This window comes from Kribbella sp. NPDC004536, from assembly GCF_042873835.1.
Taxonomy (GTDB): domain Bacteria; phylum Actinomycetota; class Actinomycetes; order Propionibacteriales; family Kribbellaceae; genus Kribbella.
Genome location: NZ_JBIALY010000004.1, coordinates 197,120 through 216,493, shown reverse-complemented (window position 1 = coordinate 216,493; position 19,374 = coordinate 197,120). Strand labels below are relative to the sequence as shown.

Here is a 19,374-nt window from a genome sequence, read left to right as displayed (position 1 = left end):
CATCTGGATCAGCAGGGGTGTTCAGCCTTTGACCGCGCCGGCCGTCATCCCGCCGACCAGCCGGCGCTGGATCAGCAGGAAGACGATCAGCACCGGGACCGAGAAGATCGCCGACGCCGCGATGGTGGCGCCGTTGTCGATGCCGTCGGACGTCTGGAACGAGACCAGCCAGACCGGCAGCGTGTAGTTGTGCTGCGACTTCAGGAACACGTACGCGAACAGGTAGTCGTCCCACGCGCTGATGAACGCGAAGATCGAGGTGGCCACGATGCCGGGCGCGAGCAGCGGGAGCTGGATGTGCCAGAACGCGCCGAACCGGCCGCAGCCGTCGACCATGGCGGCCTCCTCGAGCTCCAGGGGGATCCCGGTCACGAAGCCGCGCAGGGTCCAGATCGTGAAGGGCAGCACGAACGTCATGTAGGTGATGATCAGACCGGGGACGAAGTCGATCGCGCCGACCGACCGCAGCATCAGGTACAGCGGGATGACCATCGCCGAGCCCGGCACCATCTGGACCAGCACCAGCCCGACGAGGAACGCCCGGCGGCCGGCGAACCGGAACCGTGCCAGCGCGATCGAGGCGCCCAGGGCAACGACCAGCGCGATCAGTACGGTCGACACCGAGACCAGGAGCGAGTTGCGGACGTAGTGCAGGAACGGGCCGTGCGTCAGCGCTGTACGGAAGTTCTCCAGGCTGAGCGGCCAGGGGATGAACTCCGGCGTCGCCGACAGGATCTTGCCGGGCTGCTTCAGCGCGGTCACGAACATCCAGTAGACCGGGAAGATCACCACCAGCGAGACCAGGACCGCGATGGTGTTGGGGATCGCGCGCCTTCGTCTCATCCGATCGCCTCGTCCTGAGCGAACAACCGACGTACGTAGAGCAGGGAGAGGACCGCGAGCAGCACGACGGTGATGATCGCGATCGCCGCGCCGCCGCTGTAGTCGTTGCGGGTGAACGCCTCGAGGTAGGAGTAGACGCCGAGTGTCGTCGTACCGCCGTCCGGGCCGCCCTGGGTCAGGACCCAGATGGGGGTGAAGGAGTTGACCGACCAGATCACTTCCAGCAGCACCAGTACGGCGAGCACCGGGCCGAGGATCGGCATCGTGACGTGGCGGGCCACCGACCACCGTCCGGCGCCGTCCAGTCCGGCCGCCTCGTAGAGGTCACCGGGGATCTGGCCCATCGCCGCGTACAAGGTGAGAGCGACGAACGGCAGGCCCTTCCAGACGATCAGCGCAATGATCAGGAACAACGCCTGGCTCGGTGACGAGAACCAGTCGTGCGCGGAGAAGTCGCCGAACACCTGAAGCTGGGTGATGACCCAGTTCAGGACGCCGTACTGCGGCTCGAACAGCCATCGCCAGATCATCGTCGCCGACACCATCGGCATCGCCCAGACCAGTACCAGGCAGACCGACAGCATCGCCCGCGCCCAGCTCGACACCTGCAGCAGCAGGGAGGCCAGCAGGAAGCCGATCACCATCAAACCGGCGACGCAGGCCACGCTGACGATCAGAGTACGCAGCAGTGTGAACCAGAAGTCGCTGTCACCGAGGACCCGGGCGAAGTTGTCGAAGCCGACGAACGGCGCCTCGCCGGTGAACAACGACCGTGGCCCGAAAGCCTGCAGCGACAGCCAGATCAGCCGCACCATCGGGTAGCCGAGCACGGCGGCGAACGCGATCACCGCCGGACCGATCAGCCCGTACGGCGTGAGCCGGGCACGCCGGTGTCCATGCACCGCCCGGCCGGTCGGTGGCGTGACCGGGGAGGTCTGCGGTGCCCGGGTGAGCGAGGTCATCAGCCGCTGCCGTCAGCGCTGCCCGGACTGGGCGTTGAACGCGTCGGTCGCGTGCTTGTCGTAGTCGCGGGCGGCTCCGGCGATGTCCGCGCCCTTGGCGATCTTCGAGAAGAACTGCTCGTTGTAGCTCTCGGTCTCGAGCGTCGCCTCGCCAGGTGTGGAGGGCAGAGCCTGGCTGACCGTGGCCGCCTGCGCGCCGAGCTTCAGCACCTCCGGCACGTTGCCCGTCGGAAGGAAGGAGGCGACCACCGGGAGTTGGTGGATCGTCCGGGTCATCGTCTGCTGGAACGGCTTGCCGGTGACGATCTTCAGCCAGTCGACCGCGAGGTCCTTGTTCGGGCTGTTCTGGGCGACGCCGATGGTCGAGCCGGCCACGATCACCGGCAACTGCTTGCCTGGCTCGTACCCGGGCATGATGAAGTAGCCGGCGTCGGCGGCGGCCTTGGCGTTCTTCTTCGCGACCGCGCCGGGCTCCCATGCCTTGACGTAGATCATCGCGGCCTTCTGGTCGGCGAAGAGCTGGTCCTGGTCGGGACTGTCGGTGTTGGCGCCGATCGAGGACGGCGTCGAGCAGGCGTTCTGGAACTTCTTCCACTCCGCCAGCCCGGCCTGGTTCGGCGCGCTGCTCATCTGCGCGGCCCACTTGCCGCCGTTGTCGGTGGCGATCGTGCCGCCCTTGCCGAACAGGAACGGCATCCCGGCGAACCAGTACTGACCGGGCATGTAGAAGGCCGAGAAGTTCGGCGTCGCGGTGTGCGCCGCGGCGAGCTTCCCGCAGTCGGCGATCAGGTCGTCCACGGTGGCCGGCGGCTTGGCGATCCCGGCGGCGGCGAACATCTTCTTGCTGTACATGACGACCTTCGTTCCGCCGTACAGGGGAGTCGCGTAGAGCTTGCCCTGGTACGTCGATGGCCCGGCCAGGCCGGCCAGCCACTGGTCGGACGACTCGAAGTCGCCCTTCTTGTCAGTGAGCTCGGCGAGTGCTCCGGAGGCCGTCAGCATCGGGGTCTGCGTGTTGCCCATCTCGACGATGTCCGGCGGGTTGTCGGAGGCCAGCGCGGTCGTCAGCTTGGTGACGATGTTGTCCCACTGCTGCACCTCGACGGTGACCTTCACGTCCGGGTGCTGCTGGTTGAACTGCTTCGTGACGTCGCCGATGATCGCGTTGTCGCCGGGACCGCCGGTCATCATCCAGACGGTCAGTTTGTTCGTCGGCGCGGCCTTGCCCGGGCCGGAACCTCCACAGGCGGCAGCGCTGAGCGAGATCGATACGAGGAGAGCCAAGGTCTTCCAGGGCTTCATGCGAGTTCCTCTTCGTCAGGGTGGGTCGACAGCGCAGCTGTCCAGCTGGGCCACGACACCGGAGGCGGACGTAGTGATCGAGGCGACCTGGTGGCCGGCCACCCCGATCGCGGTGTAGTAACCACTCAGGGCAGCGGCCATCGCGCCCAGCAGGCCGCCCGAATCCCCGAGCACAGACCGGCGCAGATCGCTGTGCACGCCGACCGTCTCGTACGTCTCGGCGCTCACCGACTCCAGCACGGAGTCGCTGAACGCACCGGAGAAGCCGCCGGTGAAGACCACCGTGCCCGGCTCGTAGGCCAGGGCAACGATCGACACCAGATGCAGCAGCGCCTCGTGGATCTCGTCGACCAGGCCGCCGAAGCGGTCCGGTTCGGCGAAAACCTCGTCGGCCTTCCGGATCCGGTGACCGGCTTGGTGCGCGAGCGCGAGCAAGCCGGCACCGGACAGCAGATCCCGCAGCCGCTCCTTGCGGCCCGGCAGCCGCAGCCGGCCGAACTCGCCGAGCAGACCCTCGGGTCCCGCGAGCAGCTGCCGGTTGAACGCGACTGCCGAGCCCAGACCAGTGCCCAGGCTGAGCAGGACGACGGTCTCGTCCCGGGGCAACTCGCCGTAGTGCAGTTCACCCAGCAGAGCCAGGTTCGAGTCGTTGTCGATGATTGTCGGTACGCCGAGCTCCGCGCCGACGGCCTCGACGAAGGTGGTGCCGAGGATCTGCGGCAGGTTGAACGCGCCGACCACGCGATCCCCGGTGGCGGCAACGACACCGGGCAGCCCGATCGCAACCGAGGTGAGTGGTACGCCGTCGCCGTACTGCTCGACCAGCCCGAGCACGCGGGTCGCGATCCAGGTCGCCAGCGCGGTGGCGCCCAGGTCCCGGGGTGTCTCGTCCCGGCACCGGACGATCGCCGAACCGATGCCGTCCGCGATCACCGTCCGGCAGTAGGTGCCGCCGAGATCGATCCCGCAGACGAGGCCGGAGCGGGGGTTGAACCCGAGCGCGGCGGCCTGCCGGCCAGGGCCGTCCCGGACGATCTTGTGCTGCTCCAGGGCCAGCCCGTCGGCGAGCAGGTCGTCCACGATCCGGGCGACCGTCGCCCAGCTGAGACCGGTCCGATCGACCAGTTGCCGGCGGTCGATCCCGGCACCGGACAGCAGCGCGGCGATGACCGCCCCGCGGTTCGCCGTCCGGGTGCCGGCGCTGCCTCGATCCAGCTTCGTCATTTATTCTCACGGTGAATAGAATTGGTTGAGCTGAGACGGTAGTCCGCTCCGCGGTGCCGTGTCCAGGGATTCCGGAAACTTCCGTGTCACCGTTGGCGAGGCCAATGACAGTCCAAACTGTTCAGTCTGGACTGGACAGTTCGGGCTGTCTAAATTACTGTGGACGGGTGATCACTCCATCGGCGAACCAAGCTGCGGCAGACGTACGGGTTGTCTTCGGCCGGGTCAAGCGCCGGCTGAAGGAACTCGCGGAGACCGACGACCTGACGCCGTCGCAGTCCTCGGTGCTGAGCCGGCTGGACAGGGACGGCCCGGCGTCGGCGAGCGAGCTGGCGACGGCCGAGCGGATCCGGCCGCAGTCGGTGGCGGCGATCCTGTCCGCGCTGCGCGAGGCCGGCCTGATCCAGCGGCAACCCGATCCGTCCGACGGCCGCCGGCAGGTCGTGTCGCTGACGACCGCGGGCCGGCATCGGCTGCACGGCGACCGCAAGGTACGGCAGGAGTGGCTGGCGCAGACGCTGCAGGAGCAGTGCACGGAGGCCGAGCGGCAGACCATCATCAAGGCGCTCGCGCTGCTCGACCACGCGATCGAGGCGGCGACCGGACGATGACTTCTGGACCGGCGAAGTTCGATCGCCGGCTGATCGCGCCGATGCTGGTCGGGTCCGCGCTGAACCCGATCAACTCGTCGATGCTCGCCGTCGCGCTGATCCCGATCGGCGCCGCGTTCGGCGTACCGCCCTCGCAGACCGCCTGGCTGGTGACCGGTCTGTACCTGGCGACCGCGGTCGGCCAGCCGGTGATGGGCCGGCTGGTCGACATCTTCGGACCGCGTCCGCTGTACCTGATCGCCACCTCGCTCGTCGGGGTGGCCGGTCTGCTCGGCGCGCTGGCGCCCAACCTCGGCGTCCTGGTCGCCTCCCGCGTGCTGCTCGGCTTCGGTACGTCGGCGGCGTACCCGGCGGCGATGTCGCTGATCCGGACCGAGGCCGACCGGACCGGGATGGAAACCCCGGCCGCGATCCTCAGCAGTCTGTCGATCGCGAACCAGGTGATCGCGGTGATCGGGCCGACGCTCGGCGGGCTGCTGATCGGGCTGGGCGGGTGGCACCTGATCTTCACGATCAACGTCCCGCTGTCGCTGATCTGCGTGGTCCTCGGCTGGCTCTGGCTGCCGCGACGCGGCCGCTCGCGGACCAGTGGCGGGCTCGACTACGCCGGGATCGCGTTGTTCACGGCGACGCTGGTCTCGCTGATGCTGTTCCTGATGCGGCCGTCCGTCTCGCGGTGGTGGTTGCTGGTGCTCGCGCTGCTGCTGGGCGCGGCGTTCGTGATCGCTCAGTTGCGGGTGGTCGCGCCGTTCATCGACCTGCGGGTGCTGGGCGGTAATCGTCCGCTGATCATGACGTACACGCGGCAGGTGCTCGCGTTCGTCGGTGCGTACTCGTTCCTCTACGGCTTCACCCAGTGGCTGGAGCAGGCCCGCGGACTGAACGCTTCGAAGGCGGGACTCCTGCTGTTGCCGTTGTCGCTGGCCGCCGTGGTGGTGACCGCGATCACCGGCCGGCGCGCCGCGGTCCGCGGCAAACTCGTTGCCGGGGGCGCCTTTCTGCTGCTGGCCGCGGCCGGGCAGTTGTTCGTCGACGCTCGTACGCCGATCTGGATCCTCGCCGTCGTCGGCGTGATCGCGGGCGTGCCGCAGGGTCTGAACAACCTGGCCAATCAGACCGCCCTGTACCAGCAGGCCGATCCCGCCCGGATCGGCTCGTCCGCCGGCCTGCTGCGGACCTGCGTGTACGTCGGTGCGCTGATCTCCGCGGCCGCCAATGCCCACTTCTTCCAGCATGGCGCCACCACCGCCGGCCTGCATGAGATGGCCGTGTTCCTGCTCGTCATCGCGGGCCTGCTCGCGCTCGTCACCCTCCTGCAACTCCCCGAATAGAGAGGTCCTGCTGTGCCCGTCACAACTCTTGACCCGAAGACCGCGCTCGTCGTCATCGATCTGCAGAACGGCGTCACCGCGCTTCCGGGAGAGCCGCACGCGACGCCCGACGTGATCAGCAAGACCGTCGAACTCGCCGACGCGTTCCGCAAGCACAACCTGCTCGTGGTCCTGGTCCGGGTGAGCATCGCCGCCGACGGAGCCGACTGGGTGCCGGGCCGCACCGAGCAGCCGCGACGGTCGGCCCGTCAGGCCCAACCGGACGCGGATCAGATCGTCGACCAACTGGCCGGTCATGCGGACGACATCGTCGTGACCAAGCGCAACTGGGGCGCGTTCCACGGCACCGACCTGGACCTCCACCTGCGCCGCCGCGGCATCACCCAGATCGTCCTGACCGGTATCGCCACCAGCATCGGGGTCGAGTCGACGGCCCGTGCCGCGTTCGAGCACGGGTACCACGTGACGCTCGCGACCGACGCGATGACCGACCTGTCCGCCGACGCCCACGAGCACTCGCTGACCCGGATCTTCCCGCGACTGGGCGAAACCGGCACCACCGCCGAGATCCTCGCGCTACTCGGCTGAATTCGGTTAGGAAGGTTTACTAATAGTCGCCGCGCCGGTTAACTTGGCTGTCTCCGCCCCGCCCCCAGGAGGCAGCCATGCGACTGCAACGCCCACTCCTTCTCGCTCTGACCACTGCGCTGGTCACTGTGCTGATCGCCGCGTTCCTCGCCGGTCAGCCGAGTACGGCGGCACCCGCCGCGTTCCAGCATCCCGGAGTACTTGTCGACAAAGCGCAACTGGACTTCGTCCGCGCCCAGGTCCAGAAGGGCGCCCAGCCACAGAAGGCGGCGTACGACGCGATGAAGGCGAGCTCGTACGCCGCCTTGTCGTACACACCGAAGCCGCGCGCGATCGTCGAGTGCGGTTCGAGTTCCAACCCGAACTACGGGTGCTCCGACGAGCGCAACGACGCGCTGGCCGCGTACACCCACGCGCTGCTCTGGTACCTCACCCGCGACGACCGGTACGCCAAGAAGTCGATCCAGATCATGGATGCGTGGTCCGCCGTACTGAAGGATCACACCAACACCAACGCGCCGCTGCAGACCGGTTGGTCGGGCGCCTCGTTCTCGCGGGCCGGTGAGCTGATCAAGCACACGTACGGCGGACCGTGGGCGCAGCGTGGCCGGTTCGAGAAGATGCTGCGCGACGTGTACCTGCCCGAGGTACGCGACGGCGCCGGCTGCAAGAACGGGAACTGGGAACTGATCATGACCGACGCCGCGATCGGGATCGCCGTCTTCCTCGACGACCACGCGGCGTACGACAAGGCGCTGAGCATCTGGCGCGGCCGGCTGCCCGGGTACGTGTACGAGACGAGCGACGGCGCGTACCCGAAGGCGCCGTCGACGTGCCCGATGAACTCGCGTCAGGAGATCGTCGACTACTGGCAGGGCCAGTCGACGTTCACGAACGGGCTGGCCCAGGAGACCTGCCGCGACTTCGGCCACACCGGCTGGGGCCTGACCGCCGCGACCCACATCGCCGAAACCGCCTACCACCAGGGCGTCAACCTGTACGCCGAAGCAGGCAAGCGCCTGACCGACGCCTACAACTTCCATACCCGCCTGGAGAACGGCGCTCCAACTCCGTCGACGCTGTGCGGCGGCACAGTGAAGAAGGGCCTCGGCGCAGTCACCGAGATCGTCTACAACCACTACCACAACCGCCTGGGCCAGCAGCTGCCCACGACACTGACCTACACCGAAGCCCAACGCCCAGCCGGCGCCAACTACTTCTACGCCTGGGAAACCCTCACCCACGCCGACAACCCCCGTTGACCGGGTGAGGCGGGAGGCCCGCGGGGCGGCGAGTTGCGCCGCGGGCCTCCCTGTCCGAGGGGTGATCAGGTGGTCAGTCCCAGCTGAGACCGCCGGCGGACTGGTACTCGATCACTCGGGTCTCGAAGAAGTTCTTCTCCTTCTTCAGGTCCATCACCTCTGACATCCATCCGAAGGGGCTCCGCGTTTCACCGAACAGCGGATCAAGTCCAATTTGTTCTGCTCTGCGGTCGGTGATGAAGTGCATGTACTGCTCGCAGAGGTCCGCGGTCAGGCCGAGCATGCCGTTCGGCAGGGTGGCGCGGCCGTAGGCGACCTCGAGTTCGCAGGCCTCGGCCAGCATCTGCCGGACCTCGGCCTGGAACGCAGCCGTCCACAGGTGCGGATTCTCCTGCTTGATCTGGTTGATGCAGTCGATGCCGAAGTTCAGGTGGATCGACTCGTCGCGCAGGATGTACTGGTACTGCTCGGCGATGCCGACCATCTTGTTCCGCCGGCCGAGCGACAGGATCTGCGCGAACCCGGTGTAGAACCACATTCCCTCGAACACCACGTAGAACGCGATCAGGTCGCGCAGGAACGCCGTGTCGTTCTCCGGCGTACCAGTGCGGAAGTCCGGGTCCTCGAGGTGCTGGGTGTACTTCAGCGCCCAGGCGTCCTTGTCGGAGATCGACGGGATCTCGCGGTACATGTTGAACAGCTCGCCCTCGTCCAGGCCGAGCGACGTACAGATGTACTGGAAGGTGTGCGTGTGCACGGCCTCCTCGAACGCCTGGCGGAGCAGGTACTGCCGGCATTCGGGGTTGCTGAGCTGACGGTAGACCGCGAGGACGATGTTGTTCGCGACCAGGGACTCCGCGGTGGCGAAGAAGCCGAGGTTCCGCTTGAGCATCAGCCGCTCGTCATCGGTCAGGCCGTTGGGGGACTTCCACAGGGAGATGTCTGCCTGCATCGAGACTTCCGTGGGCATCCAGTGGTTGTTGCAGGCGTTCAGGTACTTCTCCCAGGCCCACTTGTACTTCAGCGGCAGCAGTTGGTTGACGTCGGCCCGCGAGTTGATCATGGACTTCTCGGCGACCTGCACCCGGTCGGCTCCGATGGAAATGGTGTTCACTGGCAGGCCTCGCAGTCGGGGTCGTCGATGGAGCAGACCGCTCCGGTGGGCTCGGCCAAGGCAACCGGTACGGCGTTGAGGCGGCCGTCGGTGCCCCGCAGCGTGGACTTCTCCACGTGCGTCGCCGACTGGGAACGCAGGTAATAGGTCGTCTTGAGGCCGTACCGCCAAGCTGACCGGTACAGCTCGTCGAGGGCCCGGCCGGACGGCTTCGCCATGTAGAGGTTCAGCGACTGCGCCTGGTCGATCCACTTCTGCCGCCGCGAGGCCGCCTTCACCAGCCACAGCGGGTCGATCTCGAACGCGGTCGCGTACAGCTCGCGCAGGTCGGCGGGGATCCGCTCGATCCCGGCCAGCACACCGTCGTGGTACTTCAGGTCGGACACCATCACCTGGTCCCACAGCCCGCGGGCCTTCAGATCGGCGACCAGGTACGGGTTCGCGACGGTGAACTCGCCGGACATGTTCGACTTCACGAACAGGTTGCTGTACGTCGGCTCGATCGACTGGCTCACGCCGCAGATGTTCGAGATCGTCGCGGTCGGCGCGATCGCCATCACGTTCGAGTTCCGCAGGCCGTCGCGGAGGACCTTCGCCCGCAGCGTTTCCCAGTCGAGCCGGGTGCCGCGGTCGATGATCACGTCGCCGTCGCGGGCGGTGTGCAGCAGGTCGAGCGAGTCGATCGGCAGGATCCCGAGGCTCCACAGCGACCCGTCGTACGACGAGTAGCTGCCGCGCTCGGCCGCCAGGTCACTCGACGCCTCGATCGCGTGGTAGCTGATCTCCTCCATGGATCGGTCCGCGAACTCGACGGCCGCGTCGGAGGCGTACGGAATCCGCAGCTTGGCGAGTGCGTCCGCGAAACCCATCAACCCGAGGCCGACCGGGCGGTGCCGCTGGTTCGCCCGCTCCGCCTCTGGGGTGGTGTAGAAGTTCACGTCGATGACGTTGTCGAGCATCCGCACCGCGGTCCGGACGGTGTCCCGGAGCAGCTCGGCATCCAGGCCGTCCGCGGTGAGATGCGCGACCAGGTTGACCGAGCCGAGGTTGCAGACCGCGGTTTCGTCGACGGTGGTGTTCAGCGTGATCTCGGTGCAGAGGTTGGACGAGTGGACAACGCCGTCGTGCTGCTGCGGTGACCGCAGGTTGCTGGCGTCCTTGAAGGTGATCCACGGGTGCCCGGTCTCGAACAGCACCGTCAGCATGCGCCGCCACAGCTCGACCGCCTTCACCCGCTTGAAGACCCGGATCTCCCCACGATCCGCCGCCGCCTCGTAGCCGGCGTACGCCTCGGCGAACGCAGCGCCGTACAGATCATGCAGCTCCGGGACCTCGTCCGGCGAGAACAGCGTCCAATCACCGCCGGCCTCCACCCGCTGCATGAACAGATCAGGCACCCAGTTCGCGGTGTTCATGTCATGAGTCCGCCGCCGCTCGTCCCCGGTGTTCTTCCGCAGCTCGAGAAACTCCTCGACATCGATATGCCAAGTCTCCAAATACGCACACACCGCGCCCTTGCGCTTGCCTCCGTTGTGAGCCAGACCGGCGACGGTCATGTAGGACTGGTCGACGTCGACCTCGAGGTCGTGCACGACCGGAACCGGTGGGATCGCGCGGACATCGCGCACGCGGGAGAAGACCATTCCTTCGTGCGAGATCCAGTTGAGTTTCCGAATGGGGGTGATTCCGAACAGCTCGGCGATTCCCGGGACAGCGGGGATACGGAGATCGAATGTCTGCACAGGCTTGGAGAACGTAATCTCGGACCCGTCTGAGCGACGGCCGGTATGTTCGCCTTCGCGCACCCGGTACTGTCCGGCCGTCGGGACTCCGAGCCGAAGCAGTTGGTAACGCAGACCGGTAGCGAGACCTTCGGAGGTAGTGGTGAAGTAGATTTCCTTTCCACGTGACACGCCACCGTCCGTCTCGAGAAGGCCGCGCACGAGCGCGAGGGTCTGGCTGGGCGGAAGATGTGCAAGTCGTCGCGCGATGCGTTTTGTGCGATCTCTGGCGTACAGATCCTTACGTGTGAACGGCAGAGTTGGCTCGCCCGGCCCGCTGATGCGTCCGGTCATCGGGTCGCGCAGTGGTCCACGTCCGGAGGCCCAGCAGATCTGCGTGTAGGTGTCTCCTCGATGCGCCTCCCAGAAGTGGATGCCGCGCGAGGTCAAGTAGGTACGAACGAAGGACAGATGCGTATCACGCGTCGGATTGCCCGAGACGCCCCACTCACGGCCGTCCTTCGACGAGTGGCCATCGCCGAGCAGGATGCCGTACAGCCGTGCGTCGTCATCGGTGAGACCGACGGGGACAATCTCCTCCGGCACTACCTGACCGATGTAGTCACCCTTACTGATCATTCCCGCCTCGACCCACCCGGGCTTGACCTTTCCGTTCTTGAGCCACCGGAACGTGCGCTCGTTGCCCTGCTCCAGCGGAATGCCCTGAATTGCGTAGAACGGGTGCCCAGACGTCACCACGAGCGGGTCGATCGAGTGCTTGACGTCGAGCTCCACCATCGGGCCGTCCTGGTCGTACGTGAATGTCTTCGTCACTTCGCGGTAGCGACCGCTGGCGCCGAGGACCAGGTCGCCGATCTTGACGTCGCGGATCGCTTTCGCTCTGCCTGCGGTGTAGACAAGCGTCTCCGGCGCGAAACACTGATTCACGGCTACGGCGGTGTCGTTGGCGATTTTGAGGAAGGGGACTATGCCCTGGGACTCGCCGTTGGTGCCGTGGATGTGGGCGCCGATGCCGCGGATGGGGGTCCAGTCGTTGCCGAGGCCGCCGGAGTACTTGGCGAGCAGGGCGTTGTTGCGGATGCCGGTGAAGATGCCGGACAGGTCGTCCTGGACCGTCGTCAGGAAGCAGGACGACAGCTGCGGGCGGGTGGTGCCGGAGTTGAACAGGGTCGGTGTCGACGACATGAAGCGGAACGAGCTGAGCAGTTCGTAGAACTCGATCGCGCGGGCGTCGCGGTCGTCCTCGCGGAGCGCCATGCCCATCGCGACCCGGAGGAAGAACGCCTGCGGCAACTCGTACCGCACCTTGTCGAGGTGCAGCAGATAGCGGTCGTACAGCGTCTGCAGCGCCAGGAACGTGAAGCCGAGGTCGCGCTCGGGCCTGATCGCGGCGGCGAGACGATCGAGGTCGAAGCGGCCGAGCTCCGGGTCGAGTTGGCCGGCCTCGATGCCGGTCCGGATGTAGCGCGGGAAGTAGTCGGCGTACGCCTCGGTCATGTCGGCCTGGCTTGCCTGGCGTGGTTCGCCGTGCACGCGGCCGAGCGCCTCGCGGCGGATCTGGTCGAGCAGCAGGCGGGCCGCGGCGAAGCTGTACTGCGGCTCGGTCTCGACGTACGACCGGGTGGCCATCACCAGTGCGAGCTCGACCTCGTGCTGCGCGATGCCGTCGTAACAGGAGCCGAGGGTCTCGTCGAGGATCAGCTCGGCGTCGACCGCATCGAGGCCGTCGGCGGCCTCGGCGACGATCACCCGGAGCCGGTCGACGTCGAGCGGGGTGCGGCTGCCGTCGGCCGCGCGGACGGTCAGCGCCGGCTTGTCGGTGACGCCGGACGGGTCGGCGGGCGTCCGGGCCTTGGTCCGCTCCTCGCGGTACAGCACGTAGGCGCGGGCGACCTGGTGCTCGCCGGCGCGCATCAGCGCCAGCTCGACCTGGTCCTGGATGTCCTCGACCTGCACGCTGCGGCGCGCCCTGGAAGACGTGGAAGTCGTGGACGTGGAAGACGTGGAAGACGTGGAAGACGTGGAAGACGTGGAAGACGTGGAAGACGTGGACGACGTGGCGGACGGCAGGCCGCGGCTGGTGAGGGCGGTGACGACCCGGCCGGTCAGGTCGGTCACCAGGTCGCGGACCCGGTGGGTGCTGCCGGCGTCGGCGCCCTCGACGGCGAGGAACGCCTTCGTCATGGCGACGGAGATCTTGGTGGTGTCGAAGGGAGTACTGCTGCCGTCGCGGCGGACGACGGTCAGCTCGACCGCCTGACCCGCTGCCGCGGGGGATGAGGAAGCGATGGTCACAGGTGTGCGCTCCAGAAGAGTTCGGAGACCCGAGACCACACGAGCAGGCGCACGACGCGACCGGCAGCACCGGCCGGGATCACTACCGTCGCGCCCGGCGACCCACCCGCGAGATCTCGGACCGCGTGCACCGGCGGTGCACGCGCCGGTGGCAGGTATCCGGACTTGCGGGCGCGCCTGGACGGCGCGTCGGCTCACCGTTGCGGGGCAGCTCCGGAGTCGCACCGGATTCCCCTGTTGCCTCGGACTACCCAACATCTTGTGGTGTTGAGCATCCCGAACCACCAGCAGTAGCGATGCTAGGCCGATCGATCTACATCTTGTGGTAGCGCCACGCCGCGTGTCGCACATCTTGTGTCCTCACGCCGCGACCGCGTACAGGTCCTGGAGCGTCATGATCTCCGAGCCGTGGTGGATGAGCTCACGGTTGAGCCGCAGCACGACGTGTCCGAAGGGTTCGCTCGCGTCCAGCTCGTTGGCCTGGCTGAGGCCGATCGTCATCGCCTCGCTCTCGTCCAGCTCGGCGATCGCGTCCTGCCAGGCCTCGACCCAGTACGTCAGCCAGGCGACCGCGTCGCGGGCGTTGCCGTGCAGGGTGATGTCCGCGCGGCCTTGCCGGCTCGCCCCGAACGTCCACTCCCAGCGCTCGAAGAACGTCTCGGTCAGGTGCGCGATCAGCCAAGCGATCGTCCGCGGCCCACGGTGGTCCGGCTCGTCCGGCCACTGCGCGACCCATTCGCCGGACCCGAGTGATCGGAACTGCCCGGCGTAGTGCCTCCGGACGACGGTCAGCGCCGCACTGCTCGGCCGCCAGAAGTACTGCTCGTCGGTCAGCTGGGCCAGGCGTCCGGACAGCACCATCCAGCTGAAGCCCAGCTGGCCGCGCACCATCGCCATCGCCGACGGCCGGTGCAGGATGTCCCAGTCGAACGCCATCACGAGCTCCCCTGTACGCTTCGAACATGTGTTCGAATTCTTGCTCGCTCGCGACCGGAAAGTCAAACCGCCTAGTGTGTCGGTCCTGGCCTCGACGGGACCGGTCTGCTAGGTGGTTCGATCCGGGTGTCCGCGGCCGGGCTCGCGAAGCGGCGTTCCAGCAAGGTGAACGCGTCGATCAGCTCCGGCGCCTCGTAGACGCGGTTGCGCCGCCCGTCGGTGACCTCACGGAGGATGCCGGCCTCGACCAGCCGGGCCAGGCCCTGGTTCGCGGCCTGTTGCGAGCGGTCGATCAGCTGGGCGGCGGCCGCGAGGGTGAGGACCGGAGCGGCGGGCAGTGCCTCGATCAGCAACTCGGCAGCCGACCCGGCGCGGACCGGCGCGGCGCGCTCGCGCCATTCGTCCTTGAGGTCGGATGCAGTCTGCTCGAAGCGGGCGGCCTCCGCGGTCGCATGCGTGCACGCCATCGCGAACATCCGCAACCACGGGTTCGCGGCGGCGCGGGCCTTGGCGGTGGTGGCGCGTCCGACGTACCGGAAGGCGGTCAGCGCCTCGACGTACTCGAAGGCATGCGTCGCGAGCGACAGCGAGACAGGTGGGACCGTGCGGGTGATCAGGCCCTCGGCGCGCAGGATCAGGTGGATCAGCGCGCGCCCGGTCCGGCCGTTGCCGTCGGCAAAGGGGTGGACGGTCTCGAACTGTGCATGCGCGATCGCGGTCTTCGCGAGCACCGGGAGGCGCGACTCGCGGACGAAGGTCATCAGGTCGGCGAGCAGTTCCGGGATCAGTTGGGCCGGCGGCGGGACGTAGTACGCCTCGGCGGGGGAGCGGCCGCCGATCCAGTTCTGCAGGTAGCGGATCTCGCCGCCGTACTCCGGGTTCGGCGACTGCGCCATCAGTCGGCGATGCGCTTCCAGCAGATGCTCGACCTCGAGCTTGTCACCGGCCTGTACGGAGTCCGTCACCCAGGTCATCGCGTCGACCGCGCCGAGCACCTCCTCGGCCGTCACGTCCCGGGCCCGGTCCCGCAGTACGTCGGCCTTCAGCAACCGGCGCGCGCCGACGACGAGACCTTCGATGTGCGACGACCCGACCGCCTCGGCCCGGAGCAGCAGCCGCGCCAGCGCCTCGCTGTTCGTCAGCACGGCGGCGGTCGCGTCCAGGCGGGCGAGATCGCCGGCGGCGTCCTCGAGCAGCGCGAGCACGTCGTCGGGCAGGTCGAACTCACGCCCGACCAGTGGGTCGGGCAGGTACAGCTCGTACGACCCGCCCAGGCGCTCCGCCCGGGTGAACCCGTCGGGGTGCCCGGGCCAGCGGTGCAACTCAACCCGTGCCATACCCTTATTCAAGCTTATCCACAAACCTTGAACAAGACCTGTGGAAAAGCGGACTCAGCTGGAGCCGCCGGCGAGCAGCCGGATCATGTTCGGTAGCACCGCGACACCGACGTCGGGATCGATGGCGCGCTGGACGCCGAGTCCGACGCCCAGGCTGAGCAGGGCGGTCGCGCAGGTGGCGGCCGGCAGCGGCAGCGTGATCCCGAACGCGTCGGCATGCTCGCTGAGGAGCGTGGTCACGGCCGCCCGGATCTGTGCGTTCCGCTCGGCGAGCTCCCGCCGGATGTGCTCGTCCTGCCGGGCGCGCGTGGCGAACTCGACCTCGAACACCGTCCAGGCGACGTCGCCGATGGTCGTCTCCGCCCAGTGCTGGAACGCGACCAGCATCGCCTCGAGCGTGTCCGCGCCCTCGAGGGCGGCAGCCATTCGGCGGGCCTGGTCCGAGCGGATCGCGTCCACCACGACCAGGCACAGTTCGTCCTTGTTGCGGAAGTTCGAGTACACCGCGCCCTTGGAGTAGCCGGCCTCGTCGGCCACCTTCTCCAGGCTCGTCGCGGCGTAGCCGTCGCGCAGGAACAGCGTCGTCGCGGTCGCGACCAAGGTCTCGCGGGTCCGCGCCTGGCTCTCCGCGCGCGTCATCCTCGGCATGCGATCGACTCTAGTACGTACGGTATTGGCATCCCCGAAGTATTCAGATACCGTCGGTTTCTGGAGGTGGTCGGTCATGGATGTGGTCGTCATCGGAGCCGGAGCGTCGGGGATCGGCGCGGCGATCCGCCTGCGGCAGGCGGGGATCACGGACTTCACCGTGCTGGAGAAGGCGCACGCGCCCGGCGGCACCTGGCGCGACAACACCTATCCCGGGTGTGCCTGCGACGTGCCGTCCGCGCTGTACTCGTACTCGTTCGCCCCGAACCCGTCCTGGACTCGCGCCTTCGCGGGACAGCGCGAGATCCAGGCGTATCTCCTCGACACGGCAGAGCGGTACGGCGTACTCCCGAGGATCCGGTGCGGCGTCGAGCTCCTCCGCGCGGACTGGGACGGCCGGCGCTGGCTGCTCGAGACGACCGACGGTCCGCTGGAGGCGCGCGTGCTGATCACCGCGACCGGGCCGTGGCACGAGCCGCTGATGCCGTCGATCCCGGGGACCTTCGACGGGCCGATGTTCCACTCGTCGCGATGGGACCATTCGGTCGACCTGACCGGCAAGCGGGTTGCCGTGATCGGGTCGGGCGCGTCGGCCGTGCAGTTCGTACCGGCGATCCAGCCGGACGTTTCGTCGTTGCACTTGTTCCAGCGGACCGCCCAGTGGGTGCTGCCGAAGCCGGATCATTACGTCGTCGAGTTGGAGCGGCGTCTCTTCCGGCGGTTCCCGGCGGCGCAGCGGGCGTTGCGTACGCTGGAGTACCTGGGAATGGAGGCGCTCGGTCTCGGCTTCCGGCATCCGTCGATCATGCGCGCCGTTCAGCAGCTCGGTGTGCTCCACCTGCGTCGCGCTGTCCCGTCGAAGTCGTTGCGCACGGCGCTCACACCGTCGTACACGTTGGGTTGCAAGCGGTTGCTGATGTCGAACAGCTACTACCCGGCGCTTGCCCAGGGCAACGTTACGATGCATCCGGCGGCGGTGGCCGGCTTCGACGGCCGGGAGGTGATCGGCGCCGACGGCAGCCGCGCGGCGGTGGATGTGGTCGTGTTCGGGACCGGCTTCAGGATCCTCGACCTGCCGATCGCGACGCGCGTGCACGACGCGGACGGCCGCAGCTTGGCGGATCACTGGCAGGGCAGCCCGCAGGCCTACCTGGGCACGGCGGTGTCCGGGTTCCCGAACCTGTTCAACCTGCTCGGGCCCAACCTCGGCACGGGTCATACGTCCGCGTTCATGATCCTCGAGGCGCAGCTCGACCACGTACTCGGCGCGGTAACGGCGCTGTTGTCGCAGGGCTGGTCAAGTCTCGACGTACGGCCCGAGGTGCAGGCGGCGTTCGTCGAGTCGGTCCAGGCGGCATTGCCCAGCACCGTCTACGAGAAAGGCGGTTGTGCGAGCTACTACCACGATGTCAACGGCCGGAACAGTTTCAGTTGGCCGTGGTCGAGCGGGCGTCTGCGGAGCCGCGTCGGTACGTTCGATCCTGCGGCATACGAGGTGTCGGCGCTCGAGGTCGTCCGATGAAGGGCCTGGAGTTGGCGGATTCCGTCGTACTCGTGACCGGCGCCGCGCGGGGGATCGGCCGGACGACGGCCGAGGCGTTCCGGGCCGCCGGCGCGACTGTCCATACCGGCGATCTCGACACGTCCACAGGAGCCTGGCGCCTCGACGTGACGGCGCGCGAGTCGTTCGCGGAGGTTGTCGACCGCGTCGTCGCGGAGAGTGGGCGGATCGACATCCTGGTGAACAACGCGGGCGTGATGCCACTCGGCCGGTTCCTCGACGAGCCGGACGAGCTCAGCCGGACGACGCTCGACGTCAACGTGTGGGGGCTGATCCACGGGATGCGGCTGGTGCTGCCGCGAATGGTTGCCCAGGGCCACGGTCATGTTGTGAATGTCTGCTCGATGGCCGGCAAGATCCCGTTCCCCGGGATGGCGGTCTACAACGCGTCGAAGTATGCCGCCGTCGGGCTGACGGCCGCGGTACGACGAGAGCTCCACGGCACGGGCGTCACGGTGAGCGCGGTGCTGCCGAGCGCCGTACGTACGTCGCTGTCGTCCGGTGTGCGCCTTGGCGGGCTGCTTCCGACGGTCGATCCGGACGAGGTGGCAGCCGCCGTACTGCGGACGTGCCGGACAAGGCAGGCGGAGATCGCCGTACCGCGGTGGCTGGCGGGGTGGAAGGTGCTCGACGGTCTCGTACCGTCTTCCGTCATGTCCCTCGGCCGACGGCTTGCCGGCGACGACCGCGGTCTCGGCGCCGACGCGGAGGCACGGGCCGCGTACAGCGAACGCGTGGCCGCCTTTACCCGCTCGCGTCAACCGTAGGTGGGGCAGACTGCTCGTTGTGACTCTGGACGCGCAGACGCAGCAGATGGTGGCCGCCAACGAGGCCGACTGGAACGCACGGGCTCCGCTGCACGCGGCCAGCGCGTTCTACGACCGGCCTGCGGAGTTCTGGTTCGCCGACTACGAGTGGGCGGATCTCGGGCCACTCGACGGACGCGACGTACTGCACCTGCAGTGCCATCTCGGTACGGAGACGATCGAGTTCGCGCGGCGTGGTGCGCGGACCACGGGCCTCGACCTGTCGGAGAAGTCGCTGGAGGCGGCTCGGCGGATCGCTGCGGATGCCGGCGTGAATGTCGAGTATTTGCACGCCAACGTCTACGACGCGGTGCAGGCGGCTCGAGGGCGGCAGTTCGACATCGTCTACACAGGCAAGGGCGCGCTCTGCTATCTGCCGGAGCTGCGGGAGTGGGCGGACGTCGTACGTGAGCTGTTGAAGCCGGGTGGTGTCCTTTACGTCGTGGAGTTCCACCCGCTGCTCAACGCGCTCCGGGAGGTATCACTGCCCGGCGAGAACGACGACCTGGTCCTCCGTGCCGACTACCTCGAAGGGCGCGGGCCGATCGCCCACGACTCCACAGTCACCTACACCGGCGACGAGGTCCCCGGCCGCCAAACCAGCTACGAATGGCGCCACGGCCTCGGCGAAATCCTCACCACCCTCGCCTCCGCAGGCTTCCGGCTCACCACCCTGCGCGAATCCGAAGTCCTCCCCTGGCCCCGCTGGCCCACCATGCAACAAACCCCCGAAGGCTGGTGGCGCCTCCCCGACGACGCCCCGCGCATCCCCCTCTTCTTCGCGCTGAAGGCGACCCGCTGACCCGCGCGAG

Annotated in this window: 16 protein-coding genes and 1 riboswitch; of the genes, 7 read left to right on the top strand and 9 right to left on the bottom strand. The window is 67.8% G+C overall.

Annotation, left to right across the window (positions count from 1 at the left end):
• Positions 1-21: 21 nt before the first annotated feature.
• The 4 genes from ACFYRU_RS34305 to ACFYRU_RS34290 are packed head-to-tail and all read right to left on the bottom strand — an operon-like array spanning position 22 to position 4,331.
• The gene (locus ACFYRU_RS34305; protein WP_387666615.1) at positions 22-843 is read right to left on the bottom strand and encodes a carbohydrate ABC transporter permease; all 822 of its coding nucleotides are present in this window, start codon (positions 841-843) and stop codon (positions 22-24) included.
• Positions 840-1,805 (bottom strand): carbohydrate ABC transporter permease, encoded by a 966-nt coding sequence (locus ACFYRU_RS34300; RefSeq protein WP_387666612.1) that lies wholly within the window; start codon positions 1,803-1,805, stop codon positions 840-842. Before ACFYRU_RS34300 ends, ACFYRU_RS34305 begins: the two co-directional genes overlap by 4 nt.
• 12 nt (positions 1,806-1,817) lie before the next feature.
• Positions 1,818-3,107 carry an extracellular solute-binding protein gene (locus tag ACFYRU_RS34295; protein ID WP_387666610.1) on the bottom strand — a complete coding sequence of 430 codons (1,290 nt, stop codon included), beginning with the start codon at positions 3,105-3,107 and terminating at the stop codon, positions 1,818-1,820.
• Between the two features lie 15 nt (positions 3,108-3,122).
• The gene (locus ACFYRU_RS34290; RefSeq protein WP_387666607.1) at positions 3,123-4,331 is read right to left on the bottom strand and encodes an ROK family transcriptional regulator; all 1,209 of its coding nucleotides are present in this window, start codon (positions 4,329-4,331) and stop codon (positions 3,123-3,125) included.
• 167 nt (positions 4,332-4,498) lie between these two features.
• Here ACFYRU_RS34290 and ACFYRU_RS34285 point away from each other — a divergent pair, with 167 nt between their 5' ends.
• The 4 genes from ACFYRU_RS34285 (at position 4,499) to ACFYRU_RS34270 (ending at position 8,123) form a co-directional block, all read left to right on the top strand.
• Entirely contained in the window at positions 4,499-4,942 is a 444-nt protein-coding gene (locus ACFYRU_RS34285) for a MarR family winged helix-turn-helix transcriptional regulator (RefSeq protein ID WP_387666604.1), read from the top strand.
• Positions 4,939-6,273, top strand: coding sequence for an MFS transporter (locus tag ACFYRU_RS34280; RefSeq protein WP_387666601.1), 1,335 nt, complete (start codon positions 4,939-4,941; stop codon positions 6,271-6,273). The genes ACFYRU_RS34285 and ACFYRU_RS34280 overlap by 4 nt, the downstream gene beginning before the upstream one ends.
• Positions 6,274-6,285: 12 nt before the next feature.
• The gene (locus tag ACFYRU_RS34275) at positions 6,286-6,861 is read left to right on the top strand and encodes an isochorismatase family protein (protein WP_387666599.1); all 576 of its coding nucleotides are present in this window, start codon (positions 6,286-6,288) and stop codon (positions 6,859-6,861) included.
• 77 nt (positions 6,862-6,938) lie between these two features.
• Positions 6,939-8,123, top strand: a complete 1,185-nt coding sequence (locus ACFYRU_RS34270) for an alginate lyase family protein (protein ID WP_387666597.1) — start codon at positions 6,939-6,941, stop codon at positions 8,121-8,123.
• Positions 8,124-8,196: 73 nt separating this feature from the next.
• Here the strand turns inward: ACFYRU_RS34270 and ACFYRU_RS34265 are convergent, their stop codons facing one another.
• The 5 genes from ACFYRU_RS34265 to ACFYRU_RS34245 all read right to left on the bottom strand — a co-directional run bounded on the left by ACFYRU_RS34265 (position 8,197) and on the right by ACFYRU_RS34245 (position 16,195).
• Entirely contained in the window at positions 8,197-9,237 is a 1,041-nt protein-coding gene (locus ACFYRU_RS34265; RefSeq protein WP_387666594.1) for a ribonucleotide-diphosphate reductase subunit beta, read from the bottom strand.
• The gene (locus ACFYRU_RS34260) at positions 9,234-13,274 is read right to left on the bottom strand and encodes a ribonucleoside-diphosphate reductase subunit alpha (protein WP_387666591.1); all 4,041 of its coding nucleotides are present in this window, start codon (positions 13,272-13,274) and stop codon (positions 9,234-9,236) included. Before ACFYRU_RS34260 ends, ACFYRU_RS34265 begins: the two co-directional genes overlap by 4 nt.
• A gap of 132 nt (positions 13,275-13,406) precedes the next feature.
• Positions 13,407-13,575: riboswitch (cobalamin riboswitch) on the bottom strand.
• 59 nt (positions 13,576-13,634) lie between these two features.
• Positions 13,635-14,210 carry a DinB family protein gene (locus ACFYRU_RS34255; RefSeq protein ID WP_387666588.1) on the bottom strand — a complete coding sequence of 192 codons (576 nt, stop codon included), beginning with the start codon at positions 14,208-14,210 and terminating at the stop codon, positions 13,635-13,637.
• Positions 14,211-14,281: 71 nt separating this feature from the next.
• Entirely contained in the window at positions 14,282-15,547 is a 1,266-nt protein-coding gene (locus tag ACFYRU_RS34250; protein WP_387666585.1) for a Fic family protein, read from the bottom strand.
• A 54-nt stretch (positions 15,548-15,601) separates the two neighbouring features.
• A complete protein-coding gene (locus tag ACFYRU_RS34245) occupies positions 15,602-16,195 on the bottom strand; it encodes a TetR/AcrR family transcriptional regulator (RefSeq protein WP_387666583.1) in 594 nt (197 codons plus the stop codon).
• Positions 16,196-16,271: 76 nt separating this feature from the next.
• On the opposite strand from ACFYRU_RS34245, the gene ACFYRU_RS34240 reads away from it, so the two are divergent.
• From ACFYRU_RS34240 to ACFYRU_RS34230, 3 genes are read left to right on the top strand one after another with little or no spacing between them, the layout of a single operon-like run.
• Positions 16,272-17,717, top strand: a complete 1,446-nt coding sequence (locus ACFYRU_RS34240) for an FAD-dependent oxidoreductase (RefSeq protein WP_387666582.1) — start codon at positions 16,272-16,274, stop codon at positions 17,715-17,717.
• Entirely contained in the window at positions 17,714-18,523 is an 810-nt protein-coding gene (locus tag ACFYRU_RS34235; protein WP_387666580.1) for an SDR family oxidoreductase, read from the top strand. Before ACFYRU_RS34240 ends, ACFYRU_RS34235 begins: the two co-directional genes overlap by 4 nt.
• Before the next feature lie 19 nt (positions 18,524-18,542).
• Positions 18,543-19,364, top strand: a complete 822-nt coding sequence (locus ACFYRU_RS34230; protein WP_387666577.1) for a class I SAM-dependent methyltransferase — start codon at positions 18,543-18,545, stop codon at positions 19,362-19,364.
• Positions 19,365-19,374 lie beyond the last annotated feature (10 nt).